This window comes from Cupriavidus pauculus (assembly GCF_008801835.1).
In the GTDB taxonomy this organism is placed as follows: Bacteria; Pseudomonadota; Gammaproteobacteria; order Burkholderiales; family Burkholderiaceae; genus Cupriavidus; species Cupriavidus pauculus.
In genome coordinates, this window is record NZ_VZOW01000003.1 from 204,573 (window position 1) to 225,996 (window position 21,424).

At 63.9% G+C, this 21,424-nt stretch carries 22 protein-coding genes; 10 read left to right on the plus strand and 12 right to left on the minus strand.

Annotation, left to right across the window (positions count from 1 at the left end; all coding sequences use genetic code 11):
• Nucleotides 1-11: 11 nt before the first annotated feature.
• Both miaA and mutL read right to left on the minus strand, forming a co-directional pair.
• Nucleotides 12-965 carry a tRNA (adenosine(37)-N6)-dimethylallyltransferase MiaA gene (gene miaA, locus F7R19_RS05435; RefSeq protein ID WP_150979587.1) on the minus strand — a complete coding sequence of 318 codons (954 nt, stop codon included), beginning with the start codon at nt 963-965 and terminating at the stop codon, nt 12-14.
• A gap of 23 nt (nt 966-988) precedes the next feature.
• Nucleotides 989-2,956 (minus strand): DNA mismatch repair endonuclease MutL, encoded by a 1,968-nt coding sequence (gene mutL / locus F7R19_RS05440; protein WP_150979588.1) that lies wholly within the window; start codon nt 2,954-2,956, stop codon nt 989-991.
• 125 nt (nt 2,957-3,081) lie between these two features.
• On the opposite strand from mutL, the gene F7R19_RS05445 reads away from it, so the two are divergent.
• Nucleotides 3,082-3,738, plus strand: a complete 657-nt coding sequence (locus F7R19_RS05445; RefSeq protein ID WP_200898970.1) for a VTT domain-containing protein — start codon at nt 3,082-3,084, stop codon at nt 3,736-3,738.
• Nucleotides 3,739-3,836: 98 nt separating this feature from the next.
• On the opposite strand, the gene F7R19_RS05450 is transcribed toward F7R19_RS05445, so the two are convergent.
• Both F7R19_RS05450 and murJ read right to left on the minus strand, forming a co-directional pair.
• Nucleotides 3,837-4,685, minus strand: coding sequence for a SirB1 family protein (locus F7R19_RS05450; protein ID WP_150979589.1), 849 nt, complete (start codon nt 4,683-4,685; stop codon nt 3,837-3,839).
• 17 nt (nt 4,686-4,702) lie between these two features.
• The gene (murJ, locus tag F7R19_RS05455; RefSeq protein WP_061952962.1) at nt 4,703-6,253 is read right to left on the minus strand and encodes a murein biosynthesis integral membrane protein MurJ; all 1,551 of its coding nucleotides are present in this window, start codon (nt 6,251-6,253) and stop codon (nt 4,703-4,705) included.
• Between the two features lie 354 nt (nt 6,254-6,607).
• Between murJ and rpsT the strand changes: the two genes are divergently transcribed.
• Complete coding sequence (gene rpsT / locus F7R19_RS05460) at nt 6,608-6,874, plus strand: 30S ribosomal protein S20 (protein ID WP_061952912.1); 267 nt, start codon at nt 6,608-6,610, stop codon at nt 6,872-6,874.
• A 287-nt stretch (nt 6,875-7,161) separates the two neighbouring features.
• Here rpsT and F7R19_RS05465 read toward each other — a convergent pair whose 3' ends face one another.
• Nucleotides 7,162-7,467, minus strand: a complete 306-nt coding sequence (locus tag F7R19_RS05465) for a DUF3579 domain-containing protein (RefSeq protein ID WP_061952910.1) — start codon at nt 7,465-7,467, stop codon at nt 7,162-7,164.
• A gap of 439 nt (nt 7,468-7,906) precedes the next feature.
• Here F7R19_RS05465 and argF point away from each other — a divergent pair, with 439 nt between their 5' ends.
• Together argF and ppnP are read left to right on the plus strand one after the other, a co-directional pair.
• Complete coding sequence (gene argF / locus F7R19_RS05470) at nt 7,907-8,830, plus strand: ornithine carbamoyltransferase (RefSeq protein ID WP_061952908.1); 924 nt, start codon at nt 7,907-7,909, stop codon at nt 8,828-8,830.
• A gap of 89 nt (nt 8,831-8,919) precedes the next feature.
• Nucleotides 8,920-9,231, plus strand: a complete 312-nt coding sequence (gene ppnP, locus F7R19_RS05475) for a pyrimidine/purine nucleoside phosphorylase (protein WP_061952906.1) — start codon at nt 8,920-8,922, stop codon at nt 9,229-9,231.
• Between the two features lie 24 nt (nt 9,232-9,255).
• On the opposite strand, the gene murB is transcribed toward ppnP, so the two are convergent.
• The gene (murB, locus tag F7R19_RS05480) at nt 9,256-10,266 is read right to left on the minus strand and encodes a UDP-N-acetylmuramate dehydrogenase (RefSeq protein ID WP_150979590.1); all 1,011 of its coding nucleotides are present in this window, start codon (nt 10,264-10,266) and stop codon (nt 9,256-9,258) included.
• Nucleotides 10,267-10,374: 108 nt separating this feature from the next.
• Between murB and F7R19_RS05485 the strand changes: the two genes are divergently transcribed.
• Entirely contained in the window at nt 10,375-10,860 is a 486-nt protein-coding gene (locus tag F7R19_RS05485; protein ID WP_061952902.1) for a YajQ family cyclic di-GMP-binding protein, read from the plus strand.
• A gap of 27 nt (nt 10,861-10,887) precedes the next feature.
• Here the strand turns inward: F7R19_RS05485 and F7R19_RS05490 are convergent, their stop codons facing one another.
• The 3 genes from F7R19_RS05490 to F7R19_RS05500 form a co-directional block, all read right to left on the minus strand.
• Complete coding sequence (locus tag F7R19_RS05490) at nt 10,888-11,337, minus strand: DUF192 domain-containing protein (protein WP_061952901.1); 450 nt, start codon at nt 11,335-11,337, stop codon at nt 10,888-10,890.
• A 176-nt stretch (nt 11,338-11,513) separates the two neighbouring features.
• Nucleotides 11,514-11,708, minus strand: coding sequence for a hypothetical protein (locus F7R19_RS05495; RefSeq protein WP_150979591.1), 195 nt, complete (start codon nt 11,706-11,708; stop codon nt 11,514-11,516).
• 99 nt (nt 11,709-11,807) lie between these two features.
• Nucleotides 11,808-12,458: a pseudouridine synthase gene (locus F7R19_RS05500; protein WP_061952897.1), complete on the minus strand. Its 651-nt coding sequence runs from the start codon at nt 12,456-12,458 to the stop codon at nt 11,808-11,810.
• Between the two features lie 261 nt (nt 12,459-12,719).
• Here F7R19_RS05500 and icd point away from each other — a divergent pair, with 261 nt between their 5' ends.
• Nucleotides 12,720-13,970, plus strand: coding sequence for an NADP-dependent isocitrate dehydrogenase (gene icd / locus F7R19_RS05505; protein WP_150979592.1), 1,251 nt, complete (start codon nt 12,720-12,722; stop codon nt 13,968-13,970).
• A 301-nt stretch (nt 13,971-14,271) separates the two neighbouring features.
• Here the strand turns inward: icd and F7R19_RS05510 are convergent, their stop codons facing one another.
• Nucleotides 14,272-14,481: a cold-shock protein gene (locus tag F7R19_RS05510; protein WP_061952892.1), complete on the minus strand. Its 210-nt coding sequence runs from the start codon at nt 14,479-14,481 to the stop codon at nt 14,272-14,274.
• 568 nt (nt 14,482-15,049) lie between these two features.
• Here F7R19_RS05510 and clpS point away from each other — a divergent pair.
• The 4 genes from clpS to F7R19_RS05530 all read left to right on the plus strand — a co-directional run bounded on the left by clpS (nt 15,050) and on the right by F7R19_RS05530 (nt 19,742).
• Entirely contained in the window at nt 15,050-15,376 is a 327-nt protein-coding gene (gene clpS / locus F7R19_RS05515; RefSeq protein WP_061952890.1) for an ATP-dependent Clp protease adapter ClpS, read from the plus strand.
• Nucleotides 15,373-17,670, plus strand: coding sequence for an ATP-dependent Clp protease ATP-binding subunit ClpA (gene clpA / locus F7R19_RS05520; protein ID WP_150979593.1), 2,298 nt, complete (start codon nt 15,373-15,375; stop codon nt 17,668-17,670). The genes clpS and clpA overlap by 4 nt, the downstream gene beginning before the upstream one ends.
• Before the next feature lie 206 nt (nt 17,671-17,876).
• The gene (locus F7R19_RS05525; protein ID WP_150979594.1) at nt 17,877-18,890 is read left to right on the plus strand and encodes a tripartite tricarboxylate transporter substrate binding protein; all 1,014 of its coding nucleotides are present in this window, start codon (nt 17,877-17,879) and stop codon (nt 18,888-18,890) included.
• A gap of 3 nt (nt 18,891-18,893) precedes the next feature.
• Nucleotides 18,894-19,742 carry a VOC family protein gene (locus F7R19_RS05530; RefSeq protein ID WP_150979595.1) on the plus strand — a complete coding sequence of 283 codons (849 nt, stop codon included), beginning with the start codon at nt 18,894-18,896 and terminating at the stop codon, nt 19,740-19,742.
• 37 nt (nt 19,743-19,779) lie between these two features.
• Here F7R19_RS05530 and dut read toward each other — a convergent pair whose 3' ends face one another.
• Both dut and F7R19_RS05540 read right to left on the minus strand, forming a co-directional pair.
• Nucleotides 19,780-20,277, minus strand: coding sequence for a dUTP diphosphatase (gene dut, locus F7R19_RS05535; protein WP_150979596.1), 498 nt, complete (start codon nt 20,275-20,277; stop codon nt 19,780-19,782).
• Nucleotides 20,278-20,393: 116 nt separating this feature from the next.
• The gene (locus F7R19_RS05540) at nt 20,394-21,413 is read right to left on the minus strand and encodes an LLM class flavin-dependent oxidoreductase (protein WP_150979597.1); all 1,020 of its coding nucleotides are present in this window, start codon (nt 21,411-21,413) and stop codon (nt 20,394-20,396) included.
• Between the last annotated feature and the right edge of the window lie 11 nt (nt 21,414-21,424).

The following is a 21,424-nucleotide window of genomic DNA, read 5'->3' on the forward strand; positions in this document are numbered from 1 at the left end:
ATGTCGTGCGATCACCAGCCCGCGGCGCGGGCCACCTGCGCCACGTAGTCGGGCGCCAGGCAATCGACGGCGATGCGTTCCGGCGTGCTGCGCAGCCATGTCAGCTGGCGCTTGCAGAGCTGGCGCGTGGCCGCCACGCCGCGCTCGCGCATGTCGACGACGTTGCAGGCGCCGTCAAGGAATTCCCAGACCTGGCGGTAGCCAACACAGCGCATCGACGGCAGCCCAAGGTGCAGGTCGCCGCGCGCGCGCAGTGCCTGGACTTCCTCGATCAGGCCGCCGTTGAGCATCGCGTCGAAACGTTCGGCAATGCGGGCATGCAGCACGGCGCGATCGGAGGGCTCCAGCGCGATCACGCGAAAGCGCGCGTCGGCGGCGCCCGTAAACGTGCGCGAATCCGCCTGCCGGGCCAGCAGCGTCGACATCGGCTGCCCGCTGAGGCGATGGATTTCCAGCGCGCGCTGAATGCGCTGGGCGTCGTTGGGCGCCAGGCGCGCGGCCGTGACGGGATCGACTTCGGCCAGCATCGCGTGCAGGGTCGGCCAGCCGCGCTCGGCGGCCAGCGCATCGAGTTCGGCCCGCACCGACGCATTGGCTTGCGGCAAATCGTTCAGGCCCTGCGTCAGCGCCTTGTAATAGAGCATTGTGCCGCCGACGATCAGCGGCGTGCATTGCCGCGCGCGGATCTCGTCGATCAGTCGCTCGGCATCGGCCACGAACTGCGCGGCGGAGTAACTCTCGGCCGGATCGATGATGTCGATCAGGTGATGCGGCACGCTGGCCAGTTCGGCGCGCGTCGGCTTGGCCGTGCCGATATCCATGTCGCGATAGACCAGCGCGGAGTCCAGGCTGATGATCTCCACCGGTTTGCGCGCGGCCAGCTCCAGCGCGGCAGCGGTCTTGCCGGAGGCCGTGGGGCCGAGCAGGCAGACGACGGGCGGGAAGGCGGGGGTTTGCGGCGACATCGTCGGAGCAGTGCGCAGCGCGCTTATTGGCCGCGCAGGAACAGGCGATCGAGTTCGGTCACCGTCAGCTGGACCCAAGTCGGGCGTCCATGGTTGCATTGGTCGGCGCGTTCGGTCTGTTCCATCTGGCGCAGCAGCGCATTCATTTCTTCGAGCGTGAGCTTGCGATTGGCGCGCACCGCGCTGTGACAGGCCAGCGTGGCGAGCAGTTCGTTCTGGCGCTCGGCCAGCACGCGCGAGCCGCCAAAAGACTGCAGGTCGCGCAGCACGTCGCGCGCCAGCGCTTCGGCATCGGCCTGCTTGAGCAGCGCCGGAATGGCGCGTACCGCGAGCGTGGTTGGGGACACCGGGGCGATGTCGAAACCCAGCAACTGCAGCGTTTCCTGATGTTCCTCGGCCGCACCGACTTCCACCGGGCTGGCCGGCAGTGTGACCGGAATCAGCAGCGGCTGCACGGCGAGTTCGCGCGCGTCCAGACCGGCCTTGATCTGCTCGTACAGAATGCGCTCGTGCGCGGCGTGCATGTCGACCAGTACGAGTCCGCGCGCGTTTTGCGCCAGCACGTAGATGCCGTGCAACTGGGCGATCGCGTAGCCAAGCGGATGGTCGTCATCGCTCGCCTCTTCGCTTGCGTCGGGCAGCGCGGAGACGCGCGCCGGCAAGCGGTCGAGCAGGCTGGGCGGTTCGTCGGCACGCGCGGCCGCCGCGTCGGCCAGCCACGCCGGCGGTTGCGACGATGGCTGCCAGGTGCGTGGCGCATTCGACGACGGGCCGCCCGTGGCGTCGCGCACCATGCCAAGGTAAGCCTGGCGCGGCTGGGCGATGCCAAGTTCGGACTGGCGTCCGGCGGAATAGTTGATCCATTGCGGCGCGGCATTGGCGACGCCGGACGACGCACTGGCTCCAGGCCGCGGCGCGATGCCCGCGCCGTCGCCGGTATCTGAATGCAGGCTGTCGCCTTGCTCGCCGGCCTGCCGCGCCAGGCATCGCTGCACCGCGTGGTAGACGAACTGATGCACGGCGCGCGACTCGCGGAAGCGCACTTCGATCTTCGACGGATGGACGTTCACATCGACCAGCTCGGGCGGCAGGTCCAGGCACAGCACGTAGGATGGGAAACGATCGCCGTGCAGCACGTCCTGGTAGGCGCTGCGCACCGCATGGGTGAGCAGTTTGTCGCGCACGAAGCGGCCATTGACGAAGAAATACTGCTGGTCCGGACGACCGCGCGACGCGGTGGGCAGTCCGGCAAAGCCGTACAGGTGCAGCGCGTCGGCCTGCTCGTCCAGCGCCAGTCGCGCGCGCGCGAAGTCGCTGCCCAGCACTTGCGCCGTGCGCGCCGACACATCGCCGGCATTCCAGTGTTCCAGCGGCTTGCCGTTATGGTGAACGGAGATCGTCACGTCGGGCCGCGCCAGCGCCACGCGGCGGATCATTTCGAGGCAGTGGCCCAGTTCGGTCTGCTCGGACTTCAGGAATTTTCGGCGGGCCGGCGTGTTGAAGTACAGGTGCTGCACGTCGATCATCGTGCCCACGCCGCCCGACGCCGGCTGCAGGTGTCCGGTATCCGCGCTGATCTGCGTCGCGTGAGGCGCATCGGCGGTGCGGCTGGTCAGGACGAGGTGCGACACCGATGCAATCGACGCCAACGCCTCGCCGCGAAATCCGAGCGTCAGCACCGACTCGAGTTCGTCCAGCGACGCGATCTTGCTAGTGGCGTGGCGCATCAGTGCGACGGGCAGCTCGTCGGCGGGGATGCCGCAGCCGTTATCGGTGACGACAATACGTCGCACGCCACCTTCTTCAAGACGCACGCCGAGTTGCGTGGTCCCCGCATCGAGCGCATTTTCGAGCAGTTCCTTCACGACCGACGCCGGCCGTTCCACCACTTCGCCAGCGGCAATCTGGCTGATCAGTTGGTCGGGCAGAGGGCGGATTGGGCGCCCGGGCTGGGCGGTGCGGAGGCTGGCAGGTTTGGCGTCGGCAGGCATGCGGCGATTATACGTGCGGCCAGACACGTTTCCGTCACAAGGATTGCAGGAACGTAACGAGTTTCCACGAATGGCTCTTGTATGATGTGGACCTTCATCACGTGGGGACAATCTTGGATACCGCTTTGCAGCTTATCGACATGGTTCTGCATGTCGACAAATTCCTGGGTCAGTTCGTCCTGGACTACGGCGTCTGGGTCTACGGCATCCTGTTTGCGATCGTTTTCGCCGAAACCGGCCTGGTAGTGGTGCCATTCCTGCCCGGCGATTCGCTGTTGTTCATTGCGGGCGCCATGTGCGCGACAGGCGCGATGAACGAATGGGTGCTGTGTGGCCTGCTGTTCGCGGCCGCGGTGACCGGCAACACGGTGAATTACTTCGTCGGAAGTTGGGTGGGCCCCAAGGTGTTTGAACAGCATTGGCGTTTTCTGGATCAGAACGCACTGCGCAAAACCCATGACTTCTATGAGCGTCACGGCGGCAAGACGCTGGTGATGGCGCGTTTTGTCCCGATCGTGCGGACGTTTGCGCCCTTTGTGGCGGGCGTCTCGCAGATGACGTTTGCGCGCTTCCAGATGTTCAACGTGATCGGCGCCGCTGCGTGGGTGTTCGGACTGGTGTTCGCGGGCTATTTCTTCGGCAACCTGCCGTTCATCAAGCAGTACCTGAACCTGATCGTGCTAGCCGGGATCGGCGCGGCCGTGGTGCCGCTGGTGCTGGGCGGGCTGTGGAAACTGGTGCGCGGCAAAAGCCGCACGCCGCGCGCGCCGGCGGACCGCTGAGCGGCCCATTTGCGGTCGCGCGCGAAGGCGCGTGAATGCGGTGAAAGCGCCTGAGAAAGGCGGTGAGAAGGCCGACGTTCCGATGAACGTCGGCGGCTTCAGCCGGGACTGCGGCTCATCATCCGCAGGGCTGGCATCCGGTCGCGGATCTGCGTAGTGTCCGCGGCATCGGGACGCGCCTGGACGTAGGCCTCCAGGTCTTCCAGCGCGGGGCGGAAACATTCCAGATTGGCGTAGGCCAGCCCACGATCACGCACTTCCTCGATGGAATCGGGCAGCAGGATCACGAGCCGGTTCTGCACCGCGAGCAGCCGCTGCCAGCGCGATTCCTGCAGGTAGATCGCCTTCAGGTTGCGCAACATGCGCGCAATGATTTCGCGATGGCTGGCCACATGCAGGAACAGGCCCAGCGGCACCTCGTTGGAATCGGTCACGCCCTCCCGTTCCAGGTAGGGGTCGAGGATCTCCTGCAACTGCTCCCGCGACAAGGTTTCTCCGGTCAGCGGATCGAGCACGACCTCACCGGCCGGGATCGTCATGCGCACCAGAAAATGGCTCGGGAACGATACGCCCTTGAGGGGCAGGCCGATCTGCTGGCCCAGTTCCATATACAGCACAGCGAGCGAGATCGGAATGCCGCGGCGCTGCTTGAGCACCACGTTCAAATACGAATTGTCCGGATCGTAATAGTCGTTGGCGTTGGGTCCGAAGCCAAGGTCGCGGTAGAAGAAATGGTTGAGCAGGCGCAGGCGCTGGATGGCCGGCGTGCCTTCGGCGATGCGCCGCTTGAGGCGGACGGCCAGCACATCCATGGCGGCCAGTTCCGCTTGCAAGTCGAGATCGGGAAAGGCGTCCTGGGCGATTGCGAGCGCGGTTTCCGTCAGCGGAATGGCTTCGTCGTCGGCCACGAGGCTGGCAAAGTAATCCAGGACTTTCGTGGAGGTCATGGGGGCGATGTTCCTGACTAGCCGGCGCGGCGCCGGAAGGCCGCATAGCGCAGGCCCATGAGCCACAGTGTACCGAAGTAGACCGCCGCCGCAAGTACCAGGCATGCCGCCATCAAGGCGATCCGCAGGCCCGGCGTGGCGCCCATGGCGACCCAGTCGAAATTGCGCGCCAGCCAGAGCAGCATGCCGGACAGAATCAGCACTGCCGCCACCAGCCGGAGCAGGAACAGCGTCCAGCCCGGCGCCGGCTGATAGAAGCCGCGGCGGCGCAGGCCGAAGAACAGCAGCAGCGCATTAACCGTTGCGCCGAAGCTGATCGACAGCGCTAGGCCGGCATGACCCAGCATCGGCACGAAGACGAAGTTCGACGCCTGCGTGATGGCCAGCACGAGCAGCGCGATCTTGACCGGCGTACGGATATCCTGGCGCGCGTAGAAACCCGGCGTCAGGATCTTGATGAGGATGAGCCCGAGCAGCCCGACACCGTAGGAAACCAGCGCCTGGCGGGTCATCTCGACGGCGTGTGCATCGAACTTGCCGTAATTGAACAGCACCGAGGTCAGCGGCGTGCCGAATACGAACAGCCCCACGGCGCAGGGCACGGCCAGCAGGAACGTCAGCCGCAGGCCCCAGTCGAGCAGTCCCGAGTATTCCTCTCGATCGTCGTTGGCGCTGGCGCGCGACAGGCTTGGCAACAGGATGGTGCCCAGCGCCACGCCCAGCAGCGCGGTGGGGAATTCCATCAGGCGATCCGCGTAGGTCAGGTACGACACGCTGCCGGCCGCCAGGCGCGACGCGATATTGGTATTGATGATGAGGCTGATCTGCGCGACCGACACAGCCAGCAGCGCCGGCGCCATCTGGCGGATCACGCGCCGCACGCCGGGATTCGCCCACGCTTGGCGCAGGTTGAACGAAATGCGCGGCAGCACGCCAAGCCTGCGCATGGCGGGGACCTGGATCGCCAGTTGCAGCACGCCGCCGGCGAGCACGCCCCAGGCCTGGGCGTAGATCGGCTGGCTCATATGCGGGCCGACGAACAGCGCCGCGACGATCAGGCAAACGTTCAGCAGCACCGGCGTAAATGCGGGCACCGCGAAATTGCGCCAAGTGTTCAGGATGCCCGAGGCCAGCGCGACCATCGAGATCAAGCCGATATACGGGAACATCACGCGCGTCATGAACACCGCGGCGTTGTAGGTTTCGGCGTCGCCGCGAAAGCCGGTGGCCACGACGGTCATCACGATCGGCGCCCCGATCACGCCCAGCAGCGAGACCGCCGCGAGCACCCACGCCATGATCGTGGCCACTGCATCGATCAACTGGTGGGTTTCCGCTTCGCCGCGCTTGCCGTGGTATTCGTTGAGAATCGGTACGAACGCCTGAGAAAACGCGCCTTCGCCGAACACGCGGCGCAGCAGGTTGGGAATGCGGAACGCCACATTGAAGGCGTCTGTCATGTCCGACGCGCCGAACGCGCGGGCGATCAGGATTTCACGCATCAGCCCGGTGATGCGTGAAAGCATCGTCAGACTGCTGATGGTGGCAAGCGCTTTGAGCAGGTTCAAGATGAGAAATCGGGGGAAGCGTCGGAAGCCGGAGTGGCCTGCACGGTTGACGAACGCCATTCAGACGCCCGCCGGATCATAAAGTTGCCGCTGCGCCACGCCCGGTGCGGCCACGCGTCGCAAGATGTGGCGCGTATTATACGGATCGGCTGGCGTCCGACGACCGTGGTGCGGGGTATACGAATCGGCCTTGCCTGCGGCGTCGGCATGTGTGTATAATCGCCGATTCGCAAGGACAGTCGCGTCCAGGATTCGTTTGTCGAAACATCCCGGGTCGCAAGATGTGACTTAATTGTTGCGTCCCAAATTATTTGCGTCGCCCCGGGCGCGCACTCTGAATTCAGGAAGAGATACATGGCAAATTCCGCACAAGCTCGCAAGCGCGCGCGCCAAGCCGTCGCCGCGAACGCCCACAACTCCAGCCTGCGCTCGCGCCTGCGCACCGCCGTCAAGGCTGTCCGCAAGGCCATCGACGCCGGTGACAAGGCCGCTGCCGCTGAAATCTTCAAGCAGTCGCAAACCGTGATCGACAGCATTGCCGACAAGAAGATCGTGCACAAGAACAAGGCTGCACGTCACAAGTCGCGCCTGTCGGCTGCCATCAAGGCCATGGCTGCCTGATAGTTGCAGTTGCCGCGGCCACTCCGGTGGCCCTGCACTAAAAAGCTCGTCTTCGGACGGGCTTTTTTGTTTCTGGCTGGTTCCTGGCGCGCGCGGTGGATCGGGGCGAGCGCGGTATTTGACGATTGCCGCGGCCGTGTCGGTGGACATGGTGTCCTTCCGTCGCCTGCGATCCGGCTGATCGCTGCGCTCGGGCGATAAAAAACCCGGCGCCACGGCCGGGTCTGCATTGGTTGCCAGCTGGGGCGGCTGGAAAGCCGGCTCCGCAGGCGGCGGGCGGCAGATGCTCACTCGCCCAGCGAGCAGGCTTCCACCACTTGCAGGTCGTTGTCGCGCGCAAAGTTCAGCACGAAATCGAGCGCTTTCGGCTCGATTTCGCGCAGCCGCGTATCGACCACCACGTTCTTGACGCCCGCGACGATCACCGGCCGTACATACGGCGAATAGGTCAGTCGGGGATCCCCAGTGTCGCCAGCAGGGCGGAATTGCGCCATCACGCCACACAACCGTTCAGCCCAGTCGCTTGGGCGGAAGGTCTTGCCTTCCTTGGTAACGCCTTGGATGAAGTATTCGCGAACTTGGGGGGTGGTCATGGGACTGCGGGGATCTGCTTGGTGACTCGACGGTAAACCCGCCTTGAACGGGCGCCCGTTTGACGCATCCGTTGAGCGATTGGTTCGCGTGCATCCGGAATTTGCAGCGGGGCGATGGTCTCGGCGGGGGCACTTTTGATGCCGGCGGCGGGCGGTCGGCAAGGGTATGCCGGGCCCCGCGTGAATCAGCCAGTATTATATCTTATATAAGACTTGCGCATAGGAGGAAATCCTGTCGGGAACCTGTCAGCCGGGCGCGCGCGGCGCCTGTCCGGGTTAACGGAGCGGGCTCGCCAAAGCTGGAATAATCCCTTATGATTCTTGCAATTACATTGCGTAAGCGACGCGCAAGGCGGCTCCGCGACACGCTCTGGTCCCAGGCGATTGCCGTTCCCGGCGCGCCGGCCACGAGTCCCCAGCGAGCCGCCTTCTTTGTTTTATGAGCCCATCCCCGATCAAGCATTACCTCCAGTTCAGCGACCTCGGTGCCGAGGAATATGAGTACCTGCTGGACCGCGCGAGGATTCTGAAGGCGAAGTTCAAGAACTACGAAACCTGGCATCCGCTGCACGATCGCACGCTGGCCATGATCTTCGAGAAGAATTCCACGCGTACCCGCCTGTCGTTCGAAGCGGGCATCCACCAGTTGGGCGGCCATGCGGTGTTCCTGAATACGCGCGATTCGCAACTGGGTCGTGGCGAGCCGATCGAGGATGCGGCGCAGGTGATTTCGCGCATGGTCGACATCATCATGATCCGCACGTTCGGGCAGGAGATCATCGACCGCTTTGCCGCGCACTCGCGCGTACCGGTGATCAACGGCCTGACCAACGAATACCACCCCTGCCAGGTGCTGGCCGATATCTTTACGTACATCGAGCAGCGCGGCAGCATCGCCGGCAAGACCGTGGCGTGGATTGGCGACGCCAACAATATGGCGTACACGTGGATCCAGGCTGCCGAACGGCTGGACTTCACGTTCCATTTCTCCGCGCCGCCGGGATATCAGCTCGACCCTGCCATGGTGCCGGCCAGCGCCGCGTCGCGCGTGAAGGTGTTTGCCGATCCGCTCGAGGCTTGCGCCGGCGCGCACCTGGTGACCACCGACGTGTGGACCAGCATGGGTTTCGAAGCCGAGAACGAAGCCCGCAAGCGCGCCTTCAAGGACTGGATGGTTACCACGCCGATGATGGACCGCGCCAGCGCCGACGCGCTGTTCATGCATTGCCTGCCCGCCCACCGCGGCGAGGAAGTGGAGGCCGCGGTGATCGATGGCCCGCGCAGCGTCGTGTGGGAAGAGGCCGAGAACCGCCTGCACGTCCAGAAGGCGCTGATGGAATACCTGCTCTGCGGCCGCTATTGAGGCGGTGCCAGCATCAATGGAAGGGGGCCGCGCAGGCTCCCTTTTTTACGTCTTACGAAACCTGAACCGATCGATTCGAGGAGATTGAAATGAGCCAGTTCGACAATGTGTCCGTCGTCAAGAAGGCCAACCTGTACTTTGATGGCAAGTGCGTGAGCCACACCGTGCTGTTTGCCGACGGCACCCGCAAGACGCTGGGCGTGATCTTTCCGTCATCGCTGACCTTCAACACCGGCGCGCCCGAGATCATGGAAGTCAACGCGGGCAGCTGCCGCGTGCGTCTGGCCGGTTCGGAAGAATGGAAGACCTACGGCGCTGGCCAGCAGTTCGACGTACCGGGCAACAGCAGCTTCGACATCGAGGTGACCGACACGCTCGACTACGTCTGCCATTTCGCCTGATTTTCGCGCCGCTTGCGCCGGAACTCAGAGAATGACGGGTTCCGGCTCGATCCGCACACCGAAACGCCCCTGCACCGCATCGGCGATGCGGTGGGCAAGATTCAGCAGCGCGGCCCCGCTGCCGCCGCCACGGTGCACCAGCACCAGCGCCTGCTTGTCATAGACGCCCACCGGACCGTCGTCGAATCCCTTGAATCCGCACTGGTCGATCAGCCAGCCCGCCGCGAGCTTGTAACTGCCGTCGGGCTGCGCATAGCTCACCAGCGCCGGATACTCGTCGAGCAAGGCGTTGCGCTTGACCGCATCGACGACCGGATTCTTGAAGAACGATCCGGCGTTGCCGATCTGGCTGGGATCGGGCAGTTTGCGCGAGCGGATGGCGATCACGGCATCCCGTACCTGCGCGGCGCTAGGCGATCCATGGGCCGCGAGTTCGCGCGCCAGTTCACCGTAGTTGAGCACCGGGCGCCACGCCTTGGGCAGACGCAGGGTCACCGCGGTAATGATGTAGCGGTCCTTGCCTTCGTGCTTGAACAGGCTGTCCCGATATCCAAAAGCGCACGCGTCCAGATCGAGTGTGACAAACTCGCCCGACTGACGATCGAACGCGCGCAGGCGCTCAAAGCGCTCGCGCAGTTCCACGCCATAGGCGCCGATGTTCTGAATCGGGGCCGCGCCGGCCGTGCCTGGGATCAGCGCCAGGTTTTCCAGCCCCGGCATGCCATCGGCAACGGTGCGGCCGACCAGCGCGTGCCAGTTTTCGCCCGCGCCGGCCGTGACGAGCCACGCTTCGTCGTCCTGCGTGACGTCATAGCCGGGGATTTCCATCAGCAACACGCAGGCATCGAGGTCGCCGGTCAATACCACGTTGCTGCCGCCGCCCAGCACCACCACGGGCATGCCGGCGATGCGAGCGTCGCGCAGGGCGTCCACCAGATCTGATTCACTGCGGATGTGGGCTGCCAGACGCGCTTGGGCATCGAACCCGAATGTATTGTGGGTGCGCAGGGGATAAAATTCGTGGAAATCTGCCATGCAAGGACGGGAGGAGAACCCCGGACCGGGGCAGCCCCCGATTATACGTAACCGATCCGGATCGCCGCCGCTTGCCGGCTGCGCCATCGCAACACCAGGAGAATCGATATGCCGTCGTTTGACGTAGTTTGCGAAGCCAACATGGTCGAAGTGAAGAACGCCGTGGAACAGGCCAATAAGGAAATTTCCACGCGGTTCGACTTCAAGGGTTCCGACGCCCGTGTCGAGCAAAAGGAAGGCGAACTGACCGCGTTCGCCGATGACGACTTCAAACTCGGCCAGGTCAAGGATGTCATGATCAACAAGATGGCCAAGCGCAATGTCGATGTGCGCTTCCTGGACTACGGCAAGGTCGAGAAGATCAGCGGCGACAAGGTCAAGCAGGTCATCACGATCAAGAAGGGCGTGACCGGAGATTTGTCCAAGAAGATCGTACGCATGATCAAGGACAGCAAGATCAAGGTTCAGGCCAGCATCCAGGGCGATGCGGTGCGCGTGACGGGCACCAAGCGCGACGATCTGCAGTCGGTGATTGCGTTGCTGCGCAAGGACGTTGCCGAAGCGCCGCTCGATTTCAACAACTTCCGCGATTGATCGCGCGGCGCGCTGCGCCGCCGCGTCTCACTGCGCCTGTCGCGGCTGCGGCAGGCCGCCGATCTTTGCGCCGGGCTTGATGCCCTTCTGCGCGAACCATCCCTTGTTCATCTCCAGCGCATAACGGACCGCTGCGCGCGGGCAGTGGTTGTCCTCCGTTTGCGGCGCCATGTCCTCGATATTGACGATGCTGCCGTCGTCGGCCAGAAAGGCGATCGACAGCGGAAGGTTCGTGTTCTTCATCCAGAAGCAGTGGCCGGCCTTTTCGTCGAACAGGAACAGCATGCCGGCGTTGGCGGGCATGCTCTTGCGGTACATCAGCCCGCGTTCACGCTGTTCCGGGGTCGCCGCCACTTCGGCCTGGATCGCGTACATTCCGGCAGTCAAGGGAATCACGGGCATTGCCGCCTGCGCGTGGGCCAGGCCGGTGAGCGCCGTGGCGCCGATGGCAAGCAGAGACTTGAGCACGATGTGCATGGGTTGATTCTGGTCGTTGAGAGTCCGCAGCAGGCCAAAGCATAGCGCAGCCGATCAGGTGTGTGTCGGCGGCAGCGGGTGCGCGGACATGAAAAAAGGCAGGACGTGTCGAACGTGCCTGCCTTTCACATCCACGCGGGTCGCGGCTTGCGCCGCCGCCCGCGCGCGTGCCGCCTTTACTGAGCGGCCGGTGCCGAAGCTTCCGCCTTCTTGGCGTGCTTCTTCTTGGTGGACTTCTTCTTGGTGGTCTTCGCCGGCTTCGCGGCTTCCTTGGCGGCCGGCGCTGCAGTGTCAGCAGCGGGTGCCGAAGCTTGGGCGAAGGCGCCAGTAGCGAACAGGCCAACAACCAGGGCAGCGATCAGTTTTTTCATTGCGAGTACCTCGAAGAATTTGTATCCAGTATTTGGAAGGTTTGACGCGCAGTAGACGTGTCACTCGCAAAAACGACGCGCTTGCGTTGTGCGTTGACGTCATGTCGGCCGGGATTTGTAACCATGTTTTACCTGCATCACCCGCGCCGTCTGTGCAGGTTTTGTCTTGCGCACAGGCGAAACGTTGTGTGTAAGTCCTAATGTGCGCACATCCAGTTCGCACCATTGGCCGGGCCTCAGATGCAATGCGGGCAGCGACACATCGCCGATCGATGCGCGGATCAGTCGCAGCGTTGGATAACCCGCGGCCGCGGTCATGCGACGCACCTGACGATTCTTGCCTTCGCGAATCGCGAGTTGAATCCAGGCGGTAGGAATGGCGGCGCGAAACCGGATTGGCGGATCCCGATCCCACAACCATGCAGGCGCGTCAACGATCGACACTTTCGCGGGCAGCGTCTTGAAATCGCCAAGATCCACCCCGCTGCGTAACAGCCGCAGCGCCGCCTCGTCCGGCACGCCTTCCACCTGCGCGAAATAGGTCTTGGTGAGTTTGTGTTGGGGATCGGCAATGCGCGCCTGCAACGCGCCGTCATCGGTCAGCAGCAGCAAGCCTTCGCTGTCCGCATCGAGCCGGCCCGCCGGGTACACGCCGGGCACATCGACGCAATCGGCCAGCGTCGCGCGCGTGGGGTGCGCCGAAAACTGGCTCATCATCTGGAAGGGCTTGTTGAGGGCGATCAGGGTCATGGGCGCGCATTATCTCCCAAGGCCGCGCGCGCCAGTATTCCGCGTCCGCAAGTTGGCGCGCGCCATCGCTTTATGCATAATATTGAGAATAGTCTTATGTCTTATATAAGACATGTGCGAGATACTTGGCGGTGCACGGCCTGCAGGTCCGCCGCCATGTGACGAGGCTGAAACGCCCGCTACAATGCCTCGCACAACACAATCGCGTGGCCCGGCGGCAAGCCCGGGCAGTCATCACCCCATCCGCAGTTGGAGACGATTATGTATCAGCACATCAAGGTGCCGGCAGGCGAAAAAATCACGGTCAACGCCGATTTCTCGCTGAACGTGCCCGACAACCCGATCATCCCGTACATCGAAGGCGACGGAACGGGCGTGGATATCACGCCGGTGATGCTGAAGGTGGTGGATGCAGCGGTCGCCAAGGCCTACGGCGGCAAGCGCAAGATCGCCTGGATGGAAGTCTACGCCGGGGAGAAGTCGACCCGCATCTACGGCCCGGACGTTTGGCTGCCGGACGAAACGCTCGACGTCGTCAAGGAATATGTGGTGTCGATCAAGGGTCCGCTCACCACGCCCGTCGGCGGTGGCATCCGATCGCTGAACGTGGCGCTGCGCCAGCAGCTTGACCTTTACGTCTGCCTGCGCCCGGTTCGCTATTTCAAGGGCGTGCCTTCGCCCGTGCGCGAGCCCGAAAAGACCGACATGGTGATTTTCCGCGAGAACTCCGAAGACATCTACGCGGGTATCGAATGGGAGGCCGGCAGCGAGGGCGCGCGAAAGCTGATCGCCTTCCTGCGCAACGAAATGGGTGTGACGAAGATCCGTTTCCCGGACACGTCCGGCATCGGCGTCAAGCCCGTGTCGAAGCAGGGCACGCAGCGCCTGGTGCGAAAGGCCATCCAGTACGCCATCGACAACGACAAGCCGTCCGTGACGCTGGTGCACAAGGGCAACATCATGAAATTCACGGAAGGCGGCTTCCGCGATTGGGGCTATGAACTCGCGCAGCAGGAATTCGGCGCCCAGCTGGTGGATGGCGGCCCGTGGTGCAAGTTCAAGAATCCGAAGACCGGACGCGACATCGTCGTCAAGGACGCCATCGCCGACGCTTTCCTGCAGCAGATCCTGCTGCGGCCGGCCGAATATTCGGTGATCGCCACCCTGAACCTGAACGGCGACTACATTTCGGACGCGCTTGCGGCGCAGGTCGGCGGGATCGGGATTGCGCCCGGCGCGAACATGTCGGATTCCGTGGCGATGTTCGAAGCCACCCACGGCACCGCGCCGAAGTACGCGGGCAAGGACTATGTGAATCCGGGCTCTGAAATCCTGTCCGCGGAAATGATGCTGCGTCACATGGGATGGACGGAGGCTGCGGACCTGATCATCGACGCGATGGAGAAGTCGATCCAGTCGAAGAAGGTCACGTACGATTTTGCGCGACTTCTGGAAGGTGCCACGCAGGTATCGTGCTCCGGGTTCGGGCAGGTAATGATCGACAACATGTGACGCCGGATGGCCCGGTCCGGATGGCGCGCGAACATCGCGGCCCGGTCGGGTGTGGCATCGAAGGGCGGCCCAAGCAGCCGCTTTTCCATCCTTCCGCCAATGCGGAAACAAAAGCAGAAACGCCCGGCGCATGGATGACATGCGCCGGGCGTCTTGTCGGATGCTGGCGTACCGCTATTGCAGCGTGCTGCGGCAGGACGTGGTCCACCGTCGCACAGGATCCCGTTCCGAAGGGAAGAACATTCCCTTCACATCCGCATGGACCGACACCGCTCTATGGCGCGTTCGGTCGCGGCGCACTTTACTGGTTGGCGTCCTGGATGTTCGTCGCTTGCTTGCCCTTCGGGCCTTGCACGACTTCGAACACAACGCGCTGGCCTTCCTTCAGCGTCTTGAAACCCGCCATCTGAATGGCCGAAAAGTGCGCAAACAGTTCTTCCTCGCCGTCGTCCGGCTTGATAAAGCCAAAACCCTTGGCGTCATTGAACCATTTGACGATACCGCTTGCCATAAACTCCCCCAACGAAAAAGCTGATTTCAAGCGGGGAAACCAATGGCCAGCCGAACACCACCTCGACGGGCTTGTGCATGCAATCCCCGGAGGGGCTGCAACAACAGCGCCGCGCAAATGAAATTCGCGTGGTCAGTCGCTCGGCGCCCGCCTGGATGCGGGCCGGTAACAACTGGCCAACGCCGGTCGTGGGCCTCCCTGCTCACGGAAACATCCGATCCGGCCTGTATGCTTGGCTCGCTGGCCGGGAGCAGATGTGCGATCGATTTTTCTGGCAAACCTACACACTGTCAAGTTGGCAGATTCCCCACTCGGCGTGGGGTGTGGCGGGATTGAAACGGCCGCAGATGGTACCTTAGCTGCCGTGGTGCGCGGATTCGTCCGTCCCGTTGCGGCGCAGGCATTTCCGGTCCGGTACGGTGCGCGGCGGCAACCGGATGCACCGCAAACGTGCGCTGGGCGGCTTCTGTACGGTGGCCCACCTCCGGAATTTTCCAATGAGCGGGACTTGAATACGGGTCCAGTTCCCCAAATTGCAGACTTGTGAGTAAGGGTTAGAATAAAAGCCATGGCGACACGGCTGGCGAACACCCCCCAACGCGATGCAGGCACGGTAATCGAGCGGAAAGAGCAGCAGCTCAAGCCGCCGGCGATGTACAAGGTGCTCCTGCTCAACGACGACTACACTCCCATGGAGTTTGTCGTGATGATCCTGCAGCAGTATTTCAGCAGGGACCGGGAAACGGCGACGCAGATCATGCTGACCGTTCACCGGGAAGGCAAGGGCGTTTGCGGTATCTACACGCGGGATATCGCGGCGACCAAGGTCGAGCTTGTATCAACCCATGCGCGGCAGGCGGGCCACCCGCTGCAGTGCGTGATGGAGGAAGCATGATTGCGCAAGAATTGGAAGTAAGCCTGCACATGGCCTTTGTCGAGGCACGCCAGGCTCGCCACGAGTTCATTACCGTGGAACACCTTCTGCTGGCGTTGCTCGACAACCCGACGGCGGCCGAAGTGCTGCGCGCGTGCGCGGCAAATATCGAGGACTTGCGCACCAGTCTGAAGAACTTCATTGCCGATAACACGCCCGTCGTGCCCGGCACGGACGAGGTGGACACGCAGCCCACGCTGGGATTCCAGCGTGTGATCCAGCGCGCCATCATGCACGTGCAATCGACGTCGAACGGCAAGAAGGAAGTCACCGGCGCGAACGTGCTGGTGGCGATCTTCGGCGAGAAGGACTCCCACGCGGTGTACTACCTGCAGCAGCAGGGCGTGACGCGCCTGGACGTGGTCAACTTCATCAGCCACGGTATCCGCAAGGATCAGGCGGAGCCCGCCAAGCACGGCGAAGGCAATGCCGAGGGCGAGGGCGGCGACGGCAAGGAAAGCCCGCTCGAGCAATACACGCAGAACCTGAACGCGCTGGCCAAGGCCGGCAAGATCGACCCGTTGATCGGCCGGGACAGCGAGGTCGAGCGCGTGGTGCAGGTGCTGTGCCGCCGGCGCAAGAACAATCCGCTGCTGGTGGGCGAGGCCGGCGTAGGCAAGACCGCGATCGCCGAAGGCCTGGCATGGCGCATCACCAAGAACGAAGTGCCCGATATCCTTGAAAAGGCCACGGTGTACTCGCTCGACATGGGCGCGTTGCTGGCCGGCACGAAGTATCGCGGCGATTTCGAACAGCGCCTGAAGGGTGTGCTGAAGTCGCTCAAGGACAATCCGAACGCGATCCTGTTTATCGACGAGATCCACACGCTGATCGGTGCGGGCGCCGCGTCGGGCGGCACGCTGGACGCCAGCAACCTGCTCAAGCCGGCGCTGTCGTCGGGGCAGCTCAAGTGCGTCGGCGCGACCACGTTCACCGAATATCGCGGCATTTTCGAAAAAGACGCCGCACTGTCGCGCCGTTTCCAGAAAATCGACGTGGTCGAACCGTCGGTCGACCAGACCGTGCAGATCCTGCGCGGCCTGAAATCGCGCTTCGAGGAACACCATGGCGTGAAGTACGCGGCGTCGGCGCTGACTGCCGCCGCCGAACTGTCAGCGCGCTTCATTACCGACCGCCATCTGCCGGACAAGGCTATCGATGTGATCGATGAGGCGGGCGCCGCGCAGCGGATCCTGCCGAAGTCGAAGCAGAAGAAGACGATCGGCAAGGGCGAGATCGAGGACATCGTGTCGCGCATCGCGCGCATTCCGCCGCAGAGCGTCAACCAGGACGATCGCAGCAAGCTGCAGACGCTGGAACGCGACCTGAAATCGGTGGTGTTCGGTCAGGATCCCGCGATCGAGGCGCTGTCCGCGGCGATCAAGATGTCGCGTGCGGGGCTGGGCAAGACCGACAAGCCTATCGGCTCGTTCCTGTTCTCCGGCCCGACCGGCGTGGGCAAGACCGAAGTGGCCAAGCAACTGGCGTTCATCATGGGCATCGAGTTGCTGCGCTTCGACATGTCCGAATACATGGAGCGCCATGCGGTCAGCCGGTTGATCGGCGCGCCGCCGGGCTATGTCGGATTCGACCAGGGTGGCTTGCTGACCGAGGCCGTCACCAAGAAGCCGCATTGCGTGCTGCTGCTCGACGAGATCGAGAAGGCGCATCCGGATATTTTCAATATCCTGCTGCAGGTGATGGACCATGGCTCGCTGACCGATAACAACGGCCGTCGCGCCGACTTCCGCAACGTGATCATCATCATGACCACCAATGCGGGAGCCGAAACGATGAACCGGGCGACGATCGGTTTCACCACGGCGCGCGAGCAGGGCGACGAGATGGCCGACATCAAGCGGATGTTCACGCCCGAGTTCCGCAACCGGCTCGATGCCACCATCAGCTTCCGTGCGCTCGATGAGGAGATCATCCTGCGTGTGGTGGACAAGTTCCTGATGCAGCTGGAAGAGCAGCTGCACGAGAAGAAGGTGGAAGCCAGTTTCTCGGAAAAGCTGCGCAAGTATCTGGCCCAGAAGGGTTTCGACCCGCTGATGGGTGCACGGCCAATGCAGCGCCTGATCCAGGACATGATCCGCAAGGCGCTCGCCGACGAACTGCTGTTTGGCAGGCTGCTGACCGGAGGCAAGGTGGCGGTCGATCTGGACGACAACGACCAGATCCTGCTGAGCTTTTCGGAAGCCGATCCGGAGCCCCCCGAGGCGCCGGAGAGCGAACAGCGCGCAGAAGCCTGAGCACGCTCCGAGGGCGCCGCACCGGGTGCGGCATCGACACAACGGCCGGGCAATGTCCCGGCCGTTTTCTTGCCCGATTGTTCCAGTTTTGGGCGATCAGCGACGGTCATTCTGCAAGTTGACCGATCATCGGGCAAAATACGGGACGGCGCTTACCGCCTTTCCTTTTGTCCGGTGGCCGTTTGGCCACCCAGCCTGAGTCCCCGATGTCCTCTCCAGACCGCACGCGGCTGCGCCGCCTGCTGCTCAAGTCGTTGCCGATGGGCGCCATGCCCGTGGCGTCGCTGGCCAGTCTCGTTCAAGCCGCCCATGCCGCGGAGCCCGCCGCCGCCAGCCGGCCGATCTCGATGGTGTTGCCGTTCCCGCCGGGCGGCAGCGTGGATATCGTCGCTCGTCAGCTTCAGCCCGGACTCAAGACCAGCCTTGGGCAGACCGTGGTGGTCGACAACAAGCCCGGCGCAGGCGGCCTGATCGCCAGCAGCACCGTGGCGCGCGCCAAGCCTGACGGCAATACGCTGCTGATGGCGTTCGACACCCATGCCATCAATCCGTTTGCGTACAAGAACCTGCCCTACGACACCTTCAAGGACTTCACGCCGATCACGCAGCTCGTGCGGTTTCCGCTGGTGATTGCCGCAAACCCGGCGCTATCCGCATCGAACGTCCGCGAACTCATTGCCTTGGCCAAGTCCAATCCGGGCGCCGTGCGTTATGCATCGTCTGGCATTGGCAGCCTGAACCAGCTCGCGGCGGAAGCGCTGGCAACCGATGCCGGCGTACATTTCCTGCATGTGCCGTACAAGGGCGGCGGCCCGGCCGTGCAGGCGGTGCTGGCCGGAGAGGTCGACCTGTTTTTCAGCAGCTATGCCGCTGTCCAGGCGCATATTGCCGCCAAGACGATCAAGGTGCTTGGCGTGACCGGCACCAGCCGCATCAAGCAAATGCCGCAAGTGCCCACCGTGGCCGAGCAGGGTTTCAAGGGCTTCGAGGCCTATTCCTGGATCGGCGTATTCGGCCCGGCCAATATGCAACCGGACACCGTCACGCGACTGCACGATGCACTCGGCGCGGCGATCAAGCAGCCCAAGGTGGTGGAGGCGCTGACCGCGCAGGGTTTCGAAATCGCAGTCGGCTCGCCCGCCGATCTCGGCAACCTGGTTCGCCACGAGCATGACAAGTGGCAGGCCGTGGCCCGCAAGGCCAATATCCAGTTCGAATAACCGATGCCCGCACTGCCCGAACCGTTCGATCATGCCGTGGTCGTTTGCAACGATCTCGATGCGGCTGCTGCCAACTGGCGCGCGCTCGGCTTCACGCTGACGCCGCGCGGCTATCACACGCTGGGCTCGCAAAACCACTGCATCATGCTGGGGCGCGACTACCTCGAACTGCTGCACGTCACGGCGCCGAGCCCCAGCCGCCAGTATTACTGGGATGCCCAGCAGCGCGGCGACGGTTGTGCGGCGATGTCGTGCAAGAGCAGCGACGCCTTTGCGACGGCCGCCAGGTTGCGCGCCGCGGGTTTCGAAGTGTCGGATCCGATTGAGTTTTCGCGGCCCGTCCGGCTTGACGACGGCAGCGAGCACCCGGCGACGTTCCGCGTGACCGCACTGGATCAGGCCCCCGGGGCGCGGTATTTCGTCTGCGAACATCGCACGCCCGAATTGCTCTGGCGTCCGGAATGGATGGGCCACGCCAACGGCGCACAGGCGATTAGCGCGACGTATCTGGTCGTGGAGGCCGCCGATCTGGCGCGCACGGCGCAGGCTTATGCCACGCTGACCGGCGCCCCGATCACGCACGCGACGGGCGAGATCGCGGTGTTGGCCGTCGATGGCGCCTCGTTCGTCATCACCGCGCCGCAAGCGCTGGGCGATGCCACGGACGCGCCGCAGGTTGAGCGCGCCACGCCCGGCTATGCGGCAATCCGGCTCGCAACGGCCGATCTGGCACTGGCGCGCGCGCACTGGCGCACGAACGGCGTGCGGGCCATCGATCTGTCGCCAAGCATCACGCTGATCCCCGCTGCGCAGGCCAACGGCGTGGCGCTGATCTTCGAACAGCGCGCGTAGTCGGTCGGAGCGATCCCGCGGTGGTGGATCGACGCGCTCAGCCTGCCTTGGCGTGGGCCACGCCGGTCGATCCAAATCCACCCGCTCCGCGCGCGGAATCTTCCGAGAACGTTTCCACCGTCGTGAAAACCGGGCGCAATACCGGCACGAACATCATTTGCGCAATGCGCTCGCCGGGCTGGATGACGATCGGCTCGGTGCCGGGCGCATTGCGGTTCCACACGCTGACCATGATCTGACCCTGGTAGTCGGCATCGATCACGCCGATGGAATTGCCCAGCACCAATCCCTTCTTGTGGCCAAGCCCGGAGCGCGGCACGATCGTCGCGCACATGTACGGATTGGCCATGTGTACGGCGATCCCGGCAGGCACCAGCTGCGCGGCCGTGCCCGGCTCGATAGTCACGGGGCCATCCACGCAGGCATGCAGGTCGATGGCTGCCGCCATGTCGCTTTGGTAGGCTGGCAGGCCCCAGTCGTTCAGGCGGGCGTCGAGTACCTTGATTTCGACGGTCGGGTTCACGGCTACGGTCATGGATATGTTTCCTGCAATGCGCTGGCGCGTTAATCGGACAAAGGCGGCATGATACCGTGGCGCCCCTGCCGATTCAGCACTTCGGCGCTGCGCTGTGGCGCCCGAATCGCCGGCGCCTATGCCGCCAGGTCGAAGGCGTCGGCCAGCAGTTCGTAGGTGCGCATACGCGCCTGGTACGACGCTGTCACGCTCAGCACAATCAACTCGTCGGCGGCGAACCGATCACGCAGGCTCAGCATGCGTTCGGCCACCTGGGCCGGGGTGCCGCAAATGGTGCGCGGCCGCTCGCGTTCGATGATCAGACGGTCGCGCTCGCTGGGCGTAAAGTCCGCCGCCTGCGCCAGCGACGGAATCGGCGCGTTCACGCCGTAGGCCATCTGCAGGCGACGGATGTCCACCGCGCTTTCCAGCATCGCGGCTTGCGCTTCGGTGTCGGCGCAGATCACGAAGACCGCGGCGGCGCTATACGGCGCATCGTGGTAGCCGGCGTTGAAATCGTCGCGATACTGCCGCGCCACGGCGTGGCCGCCATGCGCGTTGATAAAGTGCGCAAAGGCGAAGCGCAGACCTAGCCGCGCGGCCAGCGCACCGCCGAAATTGCTGGATCCCAGCACCCACAGCTCGGGCCGCGTGTCGATTGCCGGTTGCAGCAGCACGCCTTCGGCCAGATGGTCGGGCGGCACATCGCCGCGCAACAGGAACGACAGGTCCTGCACCTGCTGCGGAAACTGATCGCCGCGATTGTATTGCCCCATTGCCACCGCCTGCGCCGTGCGCATGTCGCCGCCGGGTGCGCGGCCCACGCCCAGGTCGATGCGGTTCGGAAACAGTGCTTCGAGCATGCGGAACTGCTCGGCAACCTTGAACGGGCTGTAGTACGGCAGCATCACGCCGCCGGAGCCCAGGCGGATGCGCTGCGTAACGCTGCCCAGGCGCGCCAGCATGACTTCCGGCGCGGGATTGCATACGCCGTGCAGGCCGTGGTGCTCGGCGCACCAGTAGCGCGTATAGCCGAGCGCGTCGGCCATCTGGGCGAGGTCGACAGTGGCCGCCAGCGCGTCGCGCGCGCTATGGCCGTGGATGACGGGGCTCTGGTCGAGGACCGACAGTCGCAACTTGGGACGAGTTTGGCTCATGGCAGCAGACA